This is a genomic window from Roseobacter weihaiensis (assembly GCF_020622345.1).
Taxonomy (GTDB): domain Bacteria; phylum Pseudomonadota; class Alphaproteobacteria; order Rhodobacterales; family Rhodobacteraceae; genus Roseobacter; species Roseobacter weihaiensis.
This window is the reverse complement of sequence record NZ_JACNMO010000007.1, coordinates 80,128-98,352: the sequence shown is the minus strand read 5'-3', so window position 1 is coordinate 98,352 and position 18,225 is coordinate 80,128. Positions and strand designations below refer to the sequence as shown.

Annotated in this window: 17 protein-coding genes and 1 tRNA gene; 8 read left to right on the top strand and 10 right to left on the bottom strand. The window is 62.0% G+C overall.

What is annotated here, in order from left to right:
* Positions 1–63: 63 nt before the first annotated feature.
* From H7847_RS10110 to H7847_RS10095, 4 genes are read right to left on the bottom strand one after another with little or no spacing between them, the layout of a single operon-like run.
* Positions 64–1,101, bottom strand: a complete 1,038-nt coding sequence (locus H7847_RS10110; protein WP_227269361.1) for a TRAP transporter substrate-binding protein — start codon at positions 1,099–1,101, stop codon at positions 64–66.
* Positions 1,102–1,161: 60 nt separating this feature from the next.
* Positions 1,162–2,487, bottom strand: coding sequence for a TRAP transporter large permease (locus tag H7847_RS10105; RefSeq protein WP_227269360.1), 1,326 nt, complete (start codon positions 2,485–2,487; stop codon positions 1,162–1,164).
* Complete coding sequence (locus tag H7847_RS10100) at positions 2,487–3,008, bottom strand: TRAP transporter small permease subunit (protein WP_227269359.1); 522 nt, start codon at positions 3,006–3,008, stop codon at positions 2,487–2,489. Before H7847_RS10100 ends, H7847_RS10105 begins: the two co-directional genes overlap by 1 nt.
* Complete coding sequence (locus H7847_RS10095; RefSeq protein WP_227269358.1) at positions 2,996–3,766, bottom strand: N-formylglutamate amidohydrolase; 771 nt, start codon at positions 3,764–3,766, stop codon at positions 2,996–2,998. The genes H7847_RS10100 and H7847_RS10095 overlap by 13 nt, the downstream gene beginning before the upstream one ends.
* Before the next feature lie 116 nt (positions 3,767–3,882).
* Between H7847_RS10095 and H7847_RS10090 the strand changes: the two genes are divergently transcribed.
* Positions 3,883–4,755 (top strand): MurR/RpiR family transcriptional regulator, encoded by an 873-nt coding sequence (locus H7847_RS10090; RefSeq protein WP_227269357.1) that lies wholly within the window; start codon positions 3,883–3,885, stop codon positions 4,753–4,755.
* A gap of 97 nt (positions 4,756–4,852) precedes the next feature.
* Here the strand turns inward: H7847_RS10090 and H7847_RS10085 are convergent, their stop codons facing one another.
* Both H7847_RS10085 and H7847_RS10080 read right to left on the bottom strand, forming a co-directional pair.
* Complete coding sequence (locus H7847_RS10085; protein ID WP_227269356.1) at positions 4,853–7,537, bottom strand: CARDB domain-containing protein; 2,685 nt, start codon at positions 7,535–7,537, stop codon at positions 4,853–4,855.
* A gap of 48 nt (positions 7,538–7,585) precedes the next feature.
* Positions 7,586–8,203, bottom strand: a complete 618-nt coding sequence (locus H7847_RS10080; protein WP_227269355.1) for a hypothetical protein — start codon at positions 8,201–8,203, stop codon at positions 7,586–7,588.
* 292 nt (positions 8,204–8,495) lie between these two features.
* On the opposite strand from H7847_RS10080, the gene H7847_RS10075 reads away from it, so the two are divergent.
* Complete coding sequence (locus tag H7847_RS10075; protein ID WP_227269354.1) at positions 8,496–9,296, top strand: endonuclease/exonuclease/phosphatase family protein; 801 nt, start codon at positions 8,496–8,498, stop codon at positions 9,294–9,296.
* A 114-nt stretch (positions 9,297–9,410) separates the two neighbouring features.
* On the opposite strand, the gene H7847_RS10070 is transcribed toward H7847_RS10075, so the two are convergent.
* The 4 genes from H7847_RS10070 to pdxH all read right to left on the bottom strand — a co-directional run bounded on the left by H7847_RS10070 (position 9,411) and on the right by pdxH (position 11,397).
* Positions 9,411–9,487 (bottom strand) — tRNA-Pro (locus tag H7847_RS10070).
* A gap of 41 nt (positions 9,488–9,528) precedes the next feature.
* Entirely contained in the window at positions 9,529–9,990 is a 462-nt protein-coding gene (locus H7847_RS10065) for a DUF192 domain-containing protein (RefSeq protein ID WP_227269353.1), read from the bottom strand.
* On the bottom strand, positions 9,987–10,505 hold the full coding sequence (locus H7847_RS10060) for a cold-shock protein (RefSeq protein ID WP_227269482.1): 519 nt from the start codon (positions 10,503–10,505) through the stop codon (positions 9,987–9,989). The genes H7847_RS10065 and H7847_RS10060 overlap by 4 nt, the downstream gene beginning before the upstream one ends.
* A 286-nt stretch (positions 10,506–10,791) precedes the next feature.
* Positions 10,792–11,397, bottom strand: a complete 606-nt coding sequence (gene pdxH, locus H7847_RS10055) for a pyridoxamine 5'-phosphate oxidase (RefSeq protein WP_227269352.1) — start codon at positions 11,395–11,397, stop codon at positions 10,792–10,794.
* Positions 11,398–11,562: 165 nt separating this feature from the next.
* On the opposite strand from pdxH, the gene fabI reads away from it, so the two are divergent.
* From fabI to trpE, 6 genes are all read left to right on the top strand, one after another.
* The gene (gene fabI / locus H7847_RS10050) at positions 11,563–12,369 is read left to right on the top strand and encodes an enoyl-ACP reductase FabI (protein ID WP_227269351.1); all 807 of its coding nucleotides are present in this window, start codon (positions 11,563–11,565) and stop codon (positions 12,367–12,369) included.
* Between the two features lie 4 nt (positions 12,370–12,373).
* Positions 12,374–12,988: a LysE family translocator gene (locus tag H7847_RS10045; protein ID WP_227269350.1), complete on the top strand. Its 615-nt coding sequence runs from the start codon at positions 12,374–12,376 to the stop codon at positions 12,986–12,988.
* 5 nt (positions 12,989–12,993) lie between these two features.
* Positions 12,994–13,524: a xanthine phosphoribosyltransferase gene (gene gpt, locus H7847_RS10040; RefSeq protein WP_227269349.1), complete on the top strand. Its 531-nt coding sequence runs from the start codon at positions 12,994–12,996 to the stop codon at positions 13,522–13,524.
* 84 nt (positions 13,525–13,608) lie between these two features.
* Positions 13,609–14,784, top strand: coding sequence for an aminotransferase (locus tag H7847_RS10035; RefSeq protein WP_227269348.1), 1,176 nt, complete (start codon positions 13,609–13,611; stop codon positions 14,782–14,784).
* An 83-nt stretch (positions 14,785–14,867) separates the two neighbouring features.
* Entirely contained in the window at positions 14,868–16,706 is a 1,839-nt protein-coding gene (locus H7847_RS10030) for a peptidyl-prolyl cis-trans isomerase (protein ID WP_227269347.1), read from the top strand.
* A 6-nt stretch (positions 16,707–16,712) separates the two neighbouring features.
* Positions 16,713–18,224, top strand: a complete 1,512-nt coding sequence (gene trpE, locus H7847_RS10025; RefSeq protein WP_227269346.1) for an anthranilate synthase component I — start codon at positions 16,713–16,715, stop codon at positions 18,222–18,224.
* Position 18,225 lies beyond the last annotated feature (1 nt).

The window sequence follows — 18,225 nt, the reverse complement described above, 5'->3', positions numbered from 1 at the left end:
AAATCCTTTCTCGAAAAGAAGCGCCCCCGAACCCCGGGGACGCCTGCGGTCACGGTCGGCGGTTTACTCGAAGTTATAGGGCACGCCGGCCTGGTTGATGACGCTGTTGTACTCTTTGAAGATGTCGACGATCTTCTGCTGGATTTCGCCTTCCTGCGCGACTTCTTCCCAGAAGTCCTTGGCGGCATTCTCGACCTCGGCCCATTCGGCGGGCGGCACCGACCGCAGCGCCAGCTTGTCGCCGTTCGCGCGCAAGGCTGCCTCGCCGCCCCAGTACCACTGGTTGCGGTAGGTGTGCCCGGCCTCTGTCGCGGCCATCACCACGGATTTCAGGTGATCCGGCAGTTCGGCCCAGCGCTCTTCGTTGACGAACCACGACCCGATCCAGGCCCCCGAGATGTTGTTGGTCAGGAAGTAGTCGGTGACATCCGCCCAGCCCACCGTGTAATCCTCGGTGATGCCGGACCAGGCCATGCCGTCGAGCTCTCCGGTCTGCACCGCAACCTCGGCATCCTCGTAGGGAATGTTCACCGGCACGACGCCAAACTTGGCCAGAAAACGCCCCGCCGTCGGGAAGGTATAGAGTTTCAGCCCATCCAGATCGGCCACGGAGGTAATTTCCCGCGTGGTGTTGAAGTTGCAGGGGTCCTGCCCGGCCGCCGACAGCCATTTGACGCCGACCTTGGCGTATTCCTCTTCCCAAATCTCCTTGAGGCCGTACTGGTTGAACAGCACCGGCACATCCAGAATGTGTTTGGTCGCGAAGGGGAAATAGCCGCCGAACTGGCGCAGCGGTGTGGGCGACGCCATGGAATCGTCATCCGAATGCACCCCATCGATCGTACCGCGCTGAAGCGCCTGGAACAGCTCGCCCGTGGGCACAATCTGGTCGGCGTAAAACAGTTCGACCTCAAGCTCCCCGTTGGCATTGGCGTTGATGTAGTCGATGACCGGCTTGGTCACATGCTCGCCCAGCGCCGCCCCGGCATAGGTCTGAAACCGCCAGGTGATCGCGGTCTGTGCCTTGACAATCGAAGGGCTGGCCAGGGCCGCAGCCCCCCCGACACCCGCCGTGGTCAGAAACTTACGTCTTGTCGTCATTTTATTTTCCTCTCTGTTAAAGCTCGTCTTATGCGTCCCGTTCGGGGATCTTCTTTGCGGTTAATTTCCGTAAACATATCCCGGCAGCCACAGGGCGATCTCGGGAAAGGCCATGATCGTGGCAAGGGCTGCCACCATCACCAGCACGAAAGGCAGGATGGAGGCGTAGATGTCGCGCAGCGTGATCTCGGGCGGGGCCATCGCCCGCATCAGAAACAGATTATACCCGAACGGCGGCGTCATATAGGCAATCTGCGTGGTGATCGTGTAGAGGATGCCGTACCAGATCAGATCAAAGCCCAGCGCGCCGACCAGCGGCACGTAAAGCGGGGCGACAATCACCAGCATTGCGGTGTCATCCAGAAAGGTCCCCATCAGAATAAAGCTGAGCTGCATCAGGATCAGGATTGTCCAGGGCGAGAGGCCAAGCTGCTCGGTAAAGAGGCTCTCGATGGCTTTGACAGCCCCCAACCCGTCAAACACCGCGCCAAAGGCCAGTGCCGCGAGGATGATCCACATGAACATGCAGGAGATGCCAAGCGTCTTGCGCACGGAGGTCTCGAACACCTCGCGGGTCATCCGGCCCTTGAGAACCGCCGCCGAAAAGGCCGCGATCGCCCCAATGGCCGAGCTTTCGACCAGCGATGTCCAGCCGTTCACGAAAGGCACCATCATCGCAAAGAAGATAAACAGCGGCAAAAGCCCGGCCCCGAGCAGTCTGAGCTTTTCGCCCCTGGGCATCGCCCGTTCCTCAGGCGGCAGGATCGGCCCGAGCGATGGGTTCAGCCGGCAGCGGATCACGATATAGATCACGAACAGGGTGGCCATCAGCAGCCCCGGCACCACGCCCGCCAGCCATAACTGCCCCACCGGCTGTCGCGCGATCATCGCATAAAGCACCAGCACAACGGAGGGCGGTACGAGGATTCCCAGCGAAGACCCCGCCTGGATCACCCCCGTCACCATGCGTTTGTCGTAGTGACGCCGCAGCAGCTCGGGCAGTGCGATGGTGGCCCCGATGGCCATCCCCGCGACCGACAGCCCGTTCATCGCGGAGATCAGCACCATGAGCCCGATGGTGCCAACCGCAAGCCCGCCCGACAGCCCGCCCATCCAGACGTGGAACATCTTGTAAAGGTCGTCGGCAATCCGCGATTCCGACAGGATATACCCCATGAAGATGAACATCGGCAGCGTCAGCAGCGGGTACCAGCGCATCAGCTTGATCGCCGCCGCAAAGCCCAGATCATAGCCGCCCCGATCCCCCCAGAGAAAGAAGGCCGCCACCACTGCGACAAATCCAATCGCCCCGAACACGCGCTGCCCGGTCAGAAGCATCAGCATCATGGATGAAAACATCAGGATGGCGATGGTCTCATAGGCCATCAGACCTTCTCTCCCATGTCGTGCCCTTGCAGGCGCAGGATGTCCTTGAAGAACTCCGATAGAGCCTGCAGCAGCATAAGGAAGATGCCCAGCACCATGATCGACTTGATCGGCCAAAGATACGGTCGCCAGACCGAAGAGCTGCGCTCTCCCCCGTAGGCGAAGGAATACATCAGGCTTTCCCACCCGCCCCAGAGCAGGAAGATCAGATAGACGATCAGGAACATCACCGTCATCGCGTCGATCTGTGCCTTTCGGCGGTCCGACCATTCGCCGTAGAGTAGATCCATGCGCACATTCGACCCCATCTGTAACGCATAGGGCCCACCCAGCATGTAATAGGCGACCATGGCAAACTGAGCCACCTCAAGCGTCCAGAGGGAGGGGGTAAAGAACGTCTTGGAGGCCGAGGACCACAGCAGGATCGCCATCATCACAAAGATGCCGTACATGATGACACGCCCGATGTGGTAGTTGACGGCATCCACGCGGCGTATATAGCCGCGCATCAGACCCCGCATGGATCGGCTCCTACCCGGACGCAAGCCTGCGCCACCCAGTCTGACAGGGTCCGAGCCATTCTGTCCTGAGCCGAGGCGTCTGCGATCAGATCGCTGCGCACCTCGAGCATGACGTTCAGATGGCCCGCCGGCAAAGCGTGCTCTTTCAACGTATGCGTCACACCATGCTCCGGCCCGTAAGGCTGGTTTCGGCGCACGTCATATGGGACCATGCCCTTGGCCAAGGTCAAAAGAGCCTCCGCAAGCCGGTCATCGCTGTCATGCAGCACACCGATCTCAACCGCGCGGGGGACCCCGTGATAGACCGGTGTGAAGCTGTGAAGGGTCACCAGTATCGGCGCGGCCTTATGGGCCATGACTTTTGCGACGGACGTGCGGAATGGCTGATAATATCGTGCGACCCGTGCCGCCCGCTGGTGCGCGCTGAGGCCGAGATTGCCCGGCACAGCGATCACCTCGCTCTGGCCCGGCATGGCGTCGGGGGCCTCCGGGGGACGATTGCAATCGTAGACCAGACGGGACACTTTCGAGGCGACCAGAACCGCATCCAGCGTATCCGCCATTCGGGTCGTCAGGGCCATCGCCCCCGGATCCCAGACAGCGTGGCTTTTCAGCGCGTCTTCTGACAGCCCCAAATCTTCAAACTCTGCGGGGATGTAAGAGCTGGCATGTTCGCACACCAGCACGACCGGCGACTTGGCGTCCTTGTTCAGGATCTCCACCACGCCGTTGTCTGTTGAATGATCAGAATGATTCATCTCGGCCCCCACCTGCAAAAGGTCTTGCCAAGCGGCCGTTCTGTCAACACAATTGTGAAAGAATTATCACAGGCAATCGCATGGTGATAATTTTTTACACACCCTGAGGCATTGCCATGGCCGCTGCAAACCAGACCATCTCGGACCGTATCCAGCAAAAACTGGATGACCTCACCCGCGCGGAACGGCAACTGGCACTATCGATCCTCGAAAACTACCCCGCGTCCGGGCTGGGTCCCCTCACCGCACTTGCCAGCAGCGCCAAGGTATCGGTGCCCACCGTGGCCCGGATGGTGCAAAAACTCGGCTACACCAGCTACCCGGATTTTCAGGCCGATCTGCGCGAGGAGCTGGGGGCCATCGGCAAAGGGCCGATTGCAAAGCAGGAGACCTGGGCCGGGGCCGCCCCCTCCGAGCACATTCTCAACCGGTTTACCGACGCCGTGATCGACAATATCCGCAACACGCTGGCGCATATCGATCCTGTCTCCTTTGATGAGGCCTGCCGCATGGTCGCCGACCAGGAGCGTCACCTCTACATCGTCGGCGGCCGCATCACCCATACTTTGGCGGAGTATCTGTTTCTGCACATGCAGGTGATCCGACCGAACCTGACCCATGTGCAATCTACCTCCAACACCTGGCCGCATTACCTTCTGAACGCCCGGGAGAAGGATGTCTTCGTCATCTTTGATGTGCGGCGCTATGAAAACAATACTCTGAAGCTGGCGGAGATGGCGCGCGCGCGCGGGGCAGAGATCATTCTGTTCACGGATCAATGGCATTCGCCCGTGCACCAGCTGGCCAGTGTCAGCTTTACCAGCCGCATCATCGTGCCGTCCGCCTGGGATTCCGCCGCAACCACCATGCTGCTGCTGGAGAGCCTGATCTCTGCGGTGCAGACCCTGACCTGGGACGAGACCAAAGACCGCTTGCAGGAACTCGAAGAGATGTTCGACAGCACAAAGCTGTTTCGCAAGTTTACCTGAGCCTTGGGCCTCTGCGCGGCGGGAGGGGCAGCCGGTGTGGGTCCCCCGGCACGGCCTGATCCGGCCGCACCGGGAGATCGCATGGACCGCGGCCGGGCTACCCGCCGGTCGTTGCGGTCGCGGTGTTATTGTCCTCGCGGCACTCCGCAATTCCATTGGCCGGATCGACAACCACGCGCACCGTGCAATCGGGGTCAAAGCAATTGCCACCGGGCGGCGTGACAACCGAGACGGTGCGCGACTGCCCCGGCAAGAGGGAGGACAGGCTCTCCAACACCGTGACGCTTTGCTGCGGGTCGAGCGTTGCGACAGCCTCGAACGGCCCGCTGGCCGCGACGCCGATATTCGCCACCGTATAGTCGAGCTGTGTCACGCAGGACCCCGCCCCCTCCGGGCAGCGGACCCGTGGCGTGCTCAGCCCTCCGACGGTCAGATCAGAGCATAGCGGGACCGGCGGCGCCTTGCGGTCGATGATGTGCTCCTTGATCGGCACGACATCGAGTGTTGTCGACACCGAAGGACCTGCGGGACAGCCGTGATGCGGATCCTCGGTGCAGCTCTTTTTGCACCCGTCGCCACCGCCGCCGTGACACGCCGGGGCCTGCTCAAGCGCGCGGCTGGTGTAGACGCCGGTGACATCCAGCGGCACGATGGCCTCCAGCGTGACGTAGCCTTCGATGTAAGGGGTCGGGAACCCACCCGGAAAGAGTCGCGCTTCGATATCGGCGCAATCCGTCTTGAGCGCATGCCCCGGGGCCAGCGCATCCACCGCAATCGGATACACATCGCCCTGTTTCTGCTCCTTGGGCGGGTAGGACAGCGCCAGAGATTTCCTGATCCGCGCGGCCTTGTCCGAGACGTTCAGCACGTTGATGGTCGTGGCGTAATGCGCCTTGACCAGCCGCCCGTCGCTGGGGGCACTGGGCTGGGTGCCGCAAACGAGCTTGGCCCCGTATCTGTAGCGGGTGGGTTCCGCACTGTCGCAGACACCATTGCCGTTTGCATCGTCACAGATACCGGTATCAATATCGATCGCATCATCGACTCCGTTTTCATTGAGATCCGGCTTGCCCCCCGGAAACTGGATAAAAATCCGGTTGGACAGCGGCCCTGTGACCATCGTGCCGGTCGTGCGGTCAAAATACCGGGCATTGGGATCGGTGACCGTCGCCGCGACATAGACGCGCGCGGAGGGGAAAAGCCCCAGCACTGGCCCTTCCTCGCAGTAGCGCAGATCCACGAAATCGGAATCCGGGACCGGCTGCGGCACCGGGAACGGCGGGCAATCGGGATCGGGCACGCGCTGGAAATCGACCGCGCGGGGCTGGGCCAGGTTTGCCACCCCCAGATCAGAGGCCGATGCCACGGTGATATCCGGGCCCACGCGGCTGTCCCAGGGCTGGATCGACCGGCCGTCATCCCCCAGCAATGCACCACTGTCGCGCATTTCATTGATGGTCACCGTGCGGGGCAGATGCAGGATCGACACATCCGAGACCAGAAGCGGTCCGTTGTCGGGGTCGGGCACCGACATCGTCAGGTGATACTCCCCCGTGGCCGGATCGAATGATCCCTCGGGCGTATACCCTACAACCCGCGGGTGCAGGGTCATGGCGCCGCCACTGTCCAGCAAGGTCACGTCCCGCACGATGTAATTGCGCGTCAGCCCGACGCCCACGTGAAACTCCGCCCCCGCGGGAATTTCGCCGGGATCGCCGTTGTTCCAGGCCTGCGGGTCGGTAAAACTGACCCGGTAGCGGTCATAGGCCTCGCCCTGAAAGGTCCCGGTTCCGTTCGCCGAAAGCGCCGCATCGCGCCACGGGCTGAGGCCGCCATCATAGACAGAGGCGATCATTGGCGCATCGCCCCCCTGCGCCACAAGAATGGTGATCTGCAAACCATCGGCCGCACTGTCATTGGGGTTGATGAAATCCCAGTTCGACAGCGTCTGCTGAAAGAGCCCGATACTGTTGGCCAGCACCTCGTAGCTGGTGTCCGAGAAGTGGCGGTCCGAAGCGCGATCTTCGCCCGTGATGTTGCCGTTGCCCGCCCCGGAGGCGAGGATGTGATTGTTGCGCGCATCCTCGGTCGGGCGCGAGACGCTGTCAGCGTGACCGACACCGAAACTGTGACCCGCCTCGTGAGAGGTTGTGCCCGCAATCGCATTGGCCCACCGTGCCAGCGTCGATCCGGTCCCTGTCAGCGTGTCTTCAATGGCCCCGCCGGGTTGCGACTCGTCGCCGAACTCTCCCGCCCAGACGCGAGACGTGCGCGCAGACCCGGAGCCTGCACAGCACAGCCCATAAAGGTTGCCGGTCGGGAACCCGTCACTGGCAATCCCAACGACATGCCACCGATCGTCCGTGGGGGTCGGATTGGTGGTCCCGCTGGCACTGGTGGATTGGACCACCTGCACGTTGAATTCGCAATAGTCATCGCGCACCCGCTCGGCGATCGCATCGCGGTATTGCGCCGTGGTGCCGACCGTGTCGTCCAGATCGCTGGCATCGAACGGGGGGATCGGCCCCGTCGTCACGTTGTTGCCGTTAAAGGAAATGCTGGCGGGGAAATCGCTGTCCTCTGCGCTCGGAAAATAGAGGTAGAGCACCATTTCCGTGCCGCTGCGGTCCGCCTGGCAGTCGACTGTCGCCGCTTGTGCGGGCCGCGCGCCCCCCGCAGCGAGGACCAGGCAGGCCAGAACCGTAAAGGCGCTGGTATTCAGCAGCCATGACTTGAGAGGAACTGCCTTTAGGGGCAGCAAGAAAAAATCGTTCCGTTGCATTTTGTGTCTCCAAAAAAATGATTTAGAAATATGGCAGTAGAGGCCGCCTTATGGCTCCTTTCCGATGCGGCGTTCGGCTTGCGCGCTCAAATACTCGGCAAGCCAGGATTGAGATTTATAGGCTGTAAGCGCCTCCGACGTGCACAGGCGCCTGAGGGTCATTGCGGGGCCGTCAGCGCGGTAGCAGTGAAAAAATCCCGCCAATGCGGTGTGGAAAAGCTCAACCGGGATGGCGACGGCCATGATCTTGCCCTGCGGCAGAGAGATGGTTTCGGCTGCCGGACCCTGACCCGCAAGGGATGGCACAAGCACAGCGCCGTCCCGGATCAGCATGGCCCCTTCGTCCACAAGACCCAACGGGTCCAGTACGCCTGCCTCTGCTTGGGCCATGAGCATGATATGTTGCCCGGTCTCCCACCTGTCGTGCAAAGCCGGGTAGTCCTGCCCGCTTGCCGCGCGAAACATCAGAGTGTCGGTTGGTTTTGACGGCCTAAAACTGCGCTTGACCGCAATGCGATAGGTTTCCGCATCGCTCGCGACAATCTCGCCCGTGACGATCCAATCAGCGCGGAGCAGCATCTGAAAGAGGGTCATCGCACCATAATCAGCCTGCACCGCAGAGGGGCCAAGCAATAGGAATATCAATACTTTAACAATGTGTTTCATGGGCGCTATCACACCCCGGTAAAAATGAATGTATACCACGATCCGTCCCGAAAATCTGCCGACGGTTCGCAAACCGGCGCTTCATGCGCCATTATCAGCCGATCTGGCGACAGGTCACCTGCAAGCTCTGTCCCGAGATAAAACCCGATTTTGGGGGTTTTGGCTTGCGGCGAAAAGCAGTCTGTGCCGCGTCTTCTTGGGGCAAAAGGACAATCACCGACCATTGGGTCATGTTGCAAATCGCCTCAAACGCAGCAACTGTTCGGAACCACATTTGAGTCGGGAGAGCGCCGTGAAAATCATCTGCCTGAATGGCTGGGGCGGCAGGCTGCACGAAGAGGTTATCTCCTATATCTCCGCCGAAGCCCCCGACGTGCTCTGCCTGCAGGAGGTGGTCCACAGCCCGGCCACGGACGCCGCGTGGCTGACCTACCGGGACGGCGATCACGTGCTGACGCAACGGGCCAATTTCTTTCGAGACATCTGCAAGACGCTGCCAGACCATGTGGCGATCTTTTGCCCCGCCGCCCAGGGTGTCTTGTGGCAGGACGGCACCGCTGTCGCGTCACAGTGGGGGCTGGCGACCTTTGTTCACCGGTCCTACCCGATCATCGGCCAGGCCCAGGGGTTCGTGCACAAGACCTATTCCCCCGACGGCTACGGCGATCATCCAAGATCCCGCAGTGCCCATGCGGTACGCCTCTACGACGACATCCGGAAGCGCCCGGTCAGCATCACCCATATGCACGGGCTTCGGGATATGAGGGGCAAGATGGACACGCCGGAACGCGCAGCACAGGCCAGGAAATTGCTCGCGCTCTCCCGGCAGGTCTCGGAGCGCCAGGACATCCGCGTCCTCTGCGGCGACTTCAACGTGGAGCCAGACAGCGAGACATTGGCCATCCTGAAAGGTACAGGGCTGACCGAGCTGGTCACCGCGCGGGGATTTGCCAGCACCAGAACCGCCCAGTATAAGAAACCGGGTAAGTTCGCGGACTACATGCTGGTCAGTCCCGAAAACGCGGTGCAACGGTTTGAGGTCGTCTACGCCCCGGAAGTCTCCGACCACTGCCCCCTTTTATTGCAGCTCTAGCGGGCGGGCCGCTGAAAACCGGCCAAGCGCATCAGGTAATACAGCCCACGCAGCATCGACACCGGCCCACGCTGCAAAGAGCGGTTTTTCCGGACGGATCAGACATTTTTGAAGTGGTCGGAGCGAGAGGATTCGAACCTCCGACCCCCTGTACCCAAAACAGGTGCGCTACCAGGCTGCGCCACGCTCCGACGAAGCACTCTTTAGACCGCCTTTTTGGGTTTGAAAACCCCTAACACGGCCAAGCGGCCTCGGCTTGCGAAAAACTTGGGTGTTTGAGAACGCTGCCCACCTCAATCCCAAGGCGCATCGCCATGCCACCGTTGATCTCCAGCACATGGGTCAGATCATGACCGCCAAAGATCGGGGTTTCATCCAGCGGCTGGGCGCGGTGATGGATATGTCGCACGACACCCTGCGGATCGATAAACAGCATGTCCAGTTCAATCAGCGTATTGCGCATCCAGAAGGACATTGTCTGCGGCCTGGGATAGATAAACAGCATCCCCGCAGCGCTCGCCATCGTCTCGCGGTGCATCAGGCCCTGGGCGCGTTCCTCACCATCATCCGCGATTTCAACTGAAAACCGCGCCTGTCCCCAGTCGCCCTTGAGATAGACCGCGTCGGGGGCGCAGGTTTCAGCAACAGCGCCCGGCGCCAGAGCGACCCAGAAAAGCGCTGCCCGCAGGCTCATGCGTCCTCGGGATCGAGGGCCGCCTCCCACGCGAAGACCTCGGCGGCCATGTGCCCGCGTTTGCCCTGGATCACCCGCAATGCAAGCGCCTCGCCCGGTGCGAGATCAGACAGGCCCGACCGCCGCAGCACTTCCATATGCAGAAAGATATCGTCGCGACGACCAAAGACGTTGGCAAAGCCAAACCCCTTGCCCTTATCGAACCACTTCACCCGCGCAGGCTCCAGTGGAGCGGCAGCAACAATCTGCGGATCCAGCGCCGCGATATCCGACAGCCCGACGGAATCGTCTCCGGCGGGTGGCAATAGAGAAATGACATGGGTCGCCTGGACACCGCGCTCGGTCCGCTGGACCTCAAGCTCGACCCGCGCACCGTCTGCCACCGAACTCTGTCCGAAGTTACGCAGAACATTGACATGTAATAAAATATCCGGACCACCGGCGTCTGATACAACAAACCCGAACCCCTTGGCTGGATCAAACCATTTAACCACCCCTGCGACGGGGCTTGTCATATCTGCAGTCTCGTTCACTTGCTCTTCTACCCAGATTATTGGGGTGCTTTACATAGTCTTGCGCGATATCGCAGCCGGTAATCAAGCCAAAAGCCTGACAATTCTTCTGTTTCCGCCGGTTAAACTGGAAAACTTTGCCTTACAAGCAACACCGGTCCGTCAAAAAAAGCCATTCTCGCGCTATCCGAGAATTACCGACCTTAACGCCCTGATAATTCATTCTAAAGAAATACTATGCACATTTACTGTGCATTTTTCAACACAGGCAGAATACCCTATTGAAACACTAAGGGTTAAGGCGCGCGATGTCCCAGGACCCGTCAGTTTTCTCGCGCCGCCAGACAAATCGATCATGCAGCCTGAATTCCCCGTCTGCCCAGAACTCGACCTCCAGGGGTGTGATCCTGTAGCCCCCCCAGAAGGGAGGACGCTTGGGGTTTGGCCCGTGCAGAGCGGTCATTTTCGCCACCTCCGCCATCAGTGCGGCACGGCTGCTGAGCGGGCGGGACTGTTTTGACGCCCAGGCCCCCAACCGGCTCTTCAGGGAACGGCTGCGGTAATACTCATCCGCCGTCGGACCATCTTCGCGCGCCACCAGACCGCGCACACGGATCTGGCGGCGCAGGCTTTTCCAATGCATCACGAACGCGGCTTTGCCAGCCTGATCCAATTCGCCCGCCTTGGCACTTTCATAGTTGGTGTAAAACACGAACCCGTCCGGCTCGACGCCTTTGAGCAGAACCATCCGCACATTTGGCAACCCTTCAGCATCCACAGTGCTGAGCGCCATCGCATTGGGATCGTTCGGCTCTGTCTGTTGGGCTTCTTCCAGCCAGCGCTCTGCGATCTCAAAGGGGGTGTCGCCCGCGAATTTTCCGCTTCTGGTTTCCATGGCCTGTCTCACATCTTCATTTGCTCACGCTGCACAGGTGACCGAAATCCGCGCCAGGTCAAGAGGCAGCGCGTCGGCAAGCTGCCGCATGCCACCTTGATGGGGGGGGCGCAATCGCCTAAAGAACAGCGACAGTGAACATCCAAACTTTCATCGAGGCACTTCATGAGCAACACTCTTCTGGCGGGCAAGCGCGGGCTTATCATGGGGCTGGCGAACGATAAATCCATCGCCTGGGGGATTGCGAAAGCCTGTGCGGATGCCGGCGCCGAGCTGGCGTTTTCCTATCAGGGGGACGCGCTGAAAAAGCGTGTCGGCCCGCTCGCCGGCCAGTTGGGCAGCGATATCGTGCTGCCCTGCGACGTGGCCGATGAGGCGTCGATGGATGCGCTTTTTGCCTCCCTCAAGGAAACCTGGGGCAGCTTGGATTTTGTCGTCCATGCGATTGGCTTTTCGGACAAGAACGAGCTGCGGGGCCGCTACGTGGATACAAGCCGCGCCAATTTCACCCTGTCGATGGATATTTCGGTCTATTCCTTTACCGCCGTTGTGCAGCGCGCGGAAAAGATGATGAACCCCGGCGGATCCTGTCTGACACTCACCTACTACGGTGCGGAAAAAGTCATGCCGCATTATAATGTCATGGGCGTGGCCAAGGCGGCCCTTGAGGCGTCGGTCAAGTATCTGGCGGAGGACCTCGGCAAAGACGGCATCCGCGTCAACGCAATCTCTGCCGGGCCGATCAAGACACTGGCCGCCTCCGGCATCGGGGACTTCCGCTACATCATGAAGTGGAACGAGTACAATTCTCCCCTGCGCCGCAATGTGACCATCGACGACGTCGGGAAAGCCGCGCTTTTTCTGGTATCCGATCTCGGCTCGGGGACCACGGGCGAAAACCTGCATGTGGATGCAGGCTACCACGTCGTCGGCATGAAGGCCGTGGATGCCCCGGACATGAGCAAGGGATGAAGCGATGACGGATCTCACGCTCGCGCAGGTTATTGCGTTCAATGCCACGCTGCTGGCTGCGATGGCCGCACCCGGCCCTGCATTTCTGCTGGTACTACGTAATAGTATGGCGCAGGGGCGGCGTGCCGGTGTGATGACAGGGCTCGGGCTTGGGCTTGTGGCCGCACTCTGGACCGCTGCGGCATTGCTAGGGTTGGCGGCTGTGTTCGAGCTGGTGCCGTGGCTCTATGTCCTGATGAAGACCGTGGGCGCGCTCTATCTGATTTATCTGGCTTGGGGCATGTGGCGCGGTGCGCGCGAACCGTTGCAAACTGGAGCTGAGCAGCCTGCCCACCGCGGGTTTCGCCAGGGTCTGATCGTGAACCTCTCCAACCCCAAGTCAGTGCTCTTCGCCGGTGCCGTCATCGTCGTGATCTTTCCTGCGGGGCTGTCCGCCTTTGATGCAGCACTCATTGTGGCCAACCATCTGGCTGTGGAAATTCTCATCTACAGCGCCATGGCCATTGGTCTTGCCAGCACACCGGCGCGGGCGGCCTATCTGCGCCTGAAGGTCTGGGCCGACAGGATCGCAGCCACGATCCTTGGGGCGCTTGGCCTGCGCCTGCTGATTGAAAGGTGACCCTGATGAATGCCAAGAACCCCAGCCGCCTGCCCCATGAAAAAGGCTTTCACATCAGTTGGGACCAGATGCACCGCGACAGCCGGGCGCTGGCCTGGCGGCTCGATGGGCAGGGCCCGGACGACGGCGGCTGGCGCGCGGTGGTGGCCATCACCCGTGGCGGCATGGCCCCGGCGATGATCGTGGCACGCGAGCTCGACATCCGCACGGTCGATACGATCTCGGTGATGTCCTATCATTCCGGCGGCGGCAAAGCCGATCAGCGCCGCGATGCGCAGGTGCTCAAGGCGCCGAATGCCGAGGTCATGGGGGACGGCACCGGCATCCTCATCATCGACGACCTCGTGGACAGCGGCAAAACTCTCGAACTGGTGCGCGCGCATTACCCCAAAGCCCATTTCGCCACGGTTTATGCCAAACCTCAAGGCGAGCCGCAGGTGGATACCTTTATCACCGGGGTCAGCCAGGACACCTGGATTTTCTTTCCCTGGGACATGGCACTGCAATATGTCGAACCCTATCGTGGCACGGACTGACAGCAAGGACCCTTGCGGGAGGGCGCGCAGAGCGGTCGGCAGCACCGCGCCAAATCCAGCACGCATTCAACCGGTGGTCTTGCCATGACATTGACACGCACCAAGGCCACGTTTCGGCCCCCCGTGATGGAGGCCCGTCGCTGGCTGGAGGGGGTGCAGTTCACCGCCGACCGTCCGCTCATCAACGTCAGTCAGGCCGCCCCCGTTGACCCGCCGCCGCAAGGTCTGCGTCAGGCGATGGCCGATGTGGCGCTGAGCCGCGATGACGCTCATCTCTACGGCCCGGTGCTGGGCCTGCCCGACCTGCGCCAAAGCCTTGCGCAGCGCACGGCGCAGATCTACGGCGGCCAGATCGGGGCGGCTCAGGTGGCCATCACCTCGGGGTGCAATCAGGCTTTTGCCGCCGCCATCGCGACCCTTTGCGGCGAAGGGGATGAGGTCATCCTGCCGACACCCTGGTACTTCAACCATAAAATGTGGCTCGATATGTCCGGTGTCGCAGCCGTCCCGCTGCCCACAGGCGCGGATCTGCTGCCCGACCCCGCGCAGGCGGCAGCCTGCATCACGCCCCGCACCCGCGCGATCACCCTCGTCACCCCCAATAATCCCGCCGGGGTGGAATACCCCGCCGAGCTGATGGCCGCGTTTATGGCGCTGGCCCGGGATCACGGCATCGCGCTGATCGTCGATGAAACCTACCGCGACTTTCACAGCCAGCCCGGCGCGCCCCATGGGCTGTTTGACGATCCGGCATGGGACGATACGCTGATCCACCTCTATTCGTTTTCCAAGGCTTACCGCCTCACAGGGCACCGGGTCGGCGCCCTGATCGCGTCTGAGGCCCGGCTGGCAGAGGTGGAGAAATTCCTCGACACGGTTGCGATCTGTCCAGGACAGATCGGTCAGCATGCCGCCCTTTGGGGGATGGAGAACCTGACCCAGTGGCTGGCGGGCGAACGGGACGAAATCCTGACCCGCCGCGCCGCGATCGAGGCGGGGCGCCCGGCGCTTGAAGCCCAGGGCTGGAGGCTCTTGGGGCTGGGAGCCTACTTTGCATATTTTCAGCACCCCTTTGCAAAGTCATCCGCGGCACTTGCGCCCCAGATGGTCAGAGAGGCTGGCATTCTGTGTCTGCCGGGGACGATGTTCACCCCCGCCGATGACCCCAGCGGGGCCCGGCAGCTCCGCATCGCCTTTGCAAATCTCGATGCGGCGGGCATTGCAACGCTCTATGACCGCCTGGCCGGCCTCAAGGGCTGATCTGCGCGGCCTCTTGCTCCTGCCTGCGCCACCGCATAGATAGTCCTGCAACAGGCAAAACGCAGCGCGCGCAAAGGACGACCATGCTCAAAGGTTCAAGCATCTCGAAAACCGCAATCTGGATCCTGATGGGCCTGCTGATCCTCGGGCTCGCCGGGTTCGGGGCCACCAATCTCTCCGGCACGGTCCGCACCATCGGAACGGCGGGCGACAAGGCCATTTCCGTGGATGACTACGCCCGGCAGTTGCAGCAGGAAATCCGCGCGGTCGAACAGCAGACCCGAGAACCCCTGCCCTTTGCCCGCGCCCAGCAGATCGGGCTCGATCAGGCGGTGCTGCAACGGCTGGTCTCCACCCGATCGCTGGATCATGAAACCAGCCAGCTGGGTCTGTCGATTGGCGATGACGAGCTGCGCACCCGCATACTGGAGATCGGTGCATTCCAGGGGCTGGATGGCGCATTCGACCGGGAAGGCTACCGTTTTGCGCTGCAACAGACCGGGTTGAGCGAAGCCGCCTTTGAAACGCAACTGCGCGAAGAGGTGGCCCGCACCATCGTTCAGGGGGCGGTTCTGGGCGGTGTCATCATGCCGGACGCCTATGTCGATACGCTGGTGAATTACGTGGGTGAGCAGCGCAGCTTTACCTGGTCGCTGCTGGATGCAAACGACCTCGCAGCCCCCATCACCCCGCCGGGCGAGGCTGTTCTGCGCGCCCACTACGACGACAACATCGCGGATTTCACCCTGCCGGAGACCAAGCAGATCACCTATGCCTGGCTGAGCCCGGATGCGCTCATCGATGAGGTTGAGGTGGATGAAGCGGCCTTGCGCGACGCCTACGACCAACGCAGCGCCGAATTCAACCAGCCTGAACGGCGTCTGGTGGAGCGCCTCGCCTTTCTGGACACCCAAAGCGCCGAAGCGGCGGCAGCGACACTGGCCGAGGGCGGCAGCTTTGACGCGCTGGTTGAAGGCCGCGGCCTGACCCTTGAGGACATCGATCTTGGCGCTGTGGCGCAGACCGACCTCGGCGCGGCCGGTGCCGCGATCTTCGAGGCCGAGGTGGGCGACGTGGTCGGCCCGCTGCCCAGCACGATCGGCCCCGCGCTTTTCCGCGTCAACGCGGTGCTCTCCGCGCAGGAGACATCTTTCGAGGAGGCGCTCGAGATCATCCGCCCGCAGCTTGCCAATGACCGCGCGATGCGGCTTGTCGAAGCCCAGGCCGAGAACCTTGATGACCTGCTGGCCGGTGGCGCGACGCTCGAAGAGCTGGCCGATGAAACGGATATGACGGTGGGCCAGATTGACTGGACCGCGCAAAGCACCGACGACATCGCCGCCTATGAGGCGTTCCGTCAGGTTGCCGCTGCGGTCACCGCAGAGGATTTCCCCGAGATCGAACGTCTGGATGATGGCGGGCTGTTCGCGCTGCGGCTCGATGCGGTGCTACCGCCCCGCCCGGCCCCCTTCGAAGAGGTGCAGGAAGACGTTCTGGCCCATTGGGAAGCGGCAGAGACCGCACGTCTTTTGAGCGCACAGGTGGTCGAGCAGCTTGCGGAGCTGGAAAGCGGTGCCAGCTTCGCGGATCTGGGTCTGGATGCCATTGCCGAAGAGAATCTGCTGCGGTCTGATTTTGTGCCCCGCACCCCCCCCGGTTTCATGGAGCAGGTCTTTGCCATGGAGGTTGGCCAATCCCGCGTGGTCGAAAGCGACGCGGCGGTGATTCTGGTGCGCCTTGACGCCGTGGCGCCGCCCGCCGCAGATGGCGATGCGGCCGCCCTGCGCACGCAGCTTTCCGAACAGTCCGCCCAGCAATTGGCGCGCGATCTCTTTGATATCTACGTCGCAGACGTGAGGCGCCGGGCCGATCCGCAGATCAACCAGCAGGCCTTGCAGGCCGTGCATGTCAACTTCCCCTGACCCGGCATGACCCTGACCCCTTCCTTTGACGCCTTTCAGGAGGCGTATGGCGCCGGGCGAAACCAGATCGTCTACACCCGTCTTGCGGCCGATCTTGATACACCGGTATCGCTGATGCTCAAGCTGACGGGGGCGCAGAAAGATGCTTTCGTGCTGGAATCCGTCACCGGCGGCGAGGTGCGCGGGCGCTATTCGATCGTCGGGATGAAACCGGACCTGATCTGGCGGTGCACCGGCGAGACCAGCGCCGTGAACCGGGCCGCCCGCTACGACGCGGATGCGTTTGAACCGCTGACCGGCAATCCGCTCGATACATTGCGCGCGTTGATCGCGGAAAGCCGGATCGACCTGCCCGCTGACCTGCCGCAGGCGGCAGCGGGGCTTTTCGGCTATCTGGGCTATGATATGGTGCGGCTGGTGGAGCATCTGCCTGATATCAACCCCGACCCGCTGGGCCTGCCTGATGCGGTCATGCTGCGCCCCTCGGTCGTCGCGGTGCTGGACGGCGTGAAGGGGGAGGTCACCGTGGTCTCTCCCGCCTGGGTCAGCGACGGGCAATCGGCGCGCGCAGCCTATGCACAGGCGGCAGAGCGGGTGATGGACGCGGTGCGCGATCTGGAACGCGCCATGCCCATGGCCACCCGCGATCTGGGCGATGCGGAATCGCCGGGCGACCCGGTCAGCAACTTCACCCACGAGGGCTACAGGCAGGCGGTGGAGAAAGCCCGCGACTACATCCGCGCGGGCGACATCTTTCAGGTGGTGCCCGCCCAACGCTGGACACAGGATTTTACCCAAGCCCCCTTTGCGCTCTACCGCAGCCTGCGGCGCACCAATCCGTCGCCTTTCATGTTCTACTTCAACTTTGGCGGCTTTCAGGTCATCGGCGCGAGCCCGGAGATTCTGGTGCGGGTCTTTGGCAATGAGGTCACGATCCGCCCCATCGCAGGCACCCGCCCCCGCGGCGCGACACCCGAGGCGGACAAGGCGCTCGAAGCAGACTTGCTGTCGGATCAGAAAGAGTTGGCCGAACATCTGATGCTGCTCGATCTGGGCCGCAACGATGTGGGCCGCGTGGCCAAGATCGGCACGGTGCGCCCGACCGAGGAATTCATCGTGGAGCGGTACAGCCACGTCATGCATATCGTCTCAAATGTGGTGGGCGAGCTGAAGGACGGCGCAGACGCACTGGATGCGTTTTTTGCAGGCATGCCCGCGGGCACGGTCTCGGGCGCGCCCAAGGTCCGCGCGATGGAGATCATCGACGAGCTGGAGCCTGAAAAGCGCGGCGTCTACGGCGGCGGCGTGGGGTATTTCAGCGCGGGCGGTGACATGGACATGTGCATCGCGTTGCGCACCGCCGTGGTGCAGGATCAAAGGCTCTATATCCAGGCGGGCGGGGGCGTGGTCTATGACAGCGACCCCGAGGCCGAATACCAGGAGACCGTGCACAAATCGAACGCGATCCGGCGCGCGGCGGCGGATGCGGCGCGCTTCAGTGGCGAAGGCAACCGCTGAG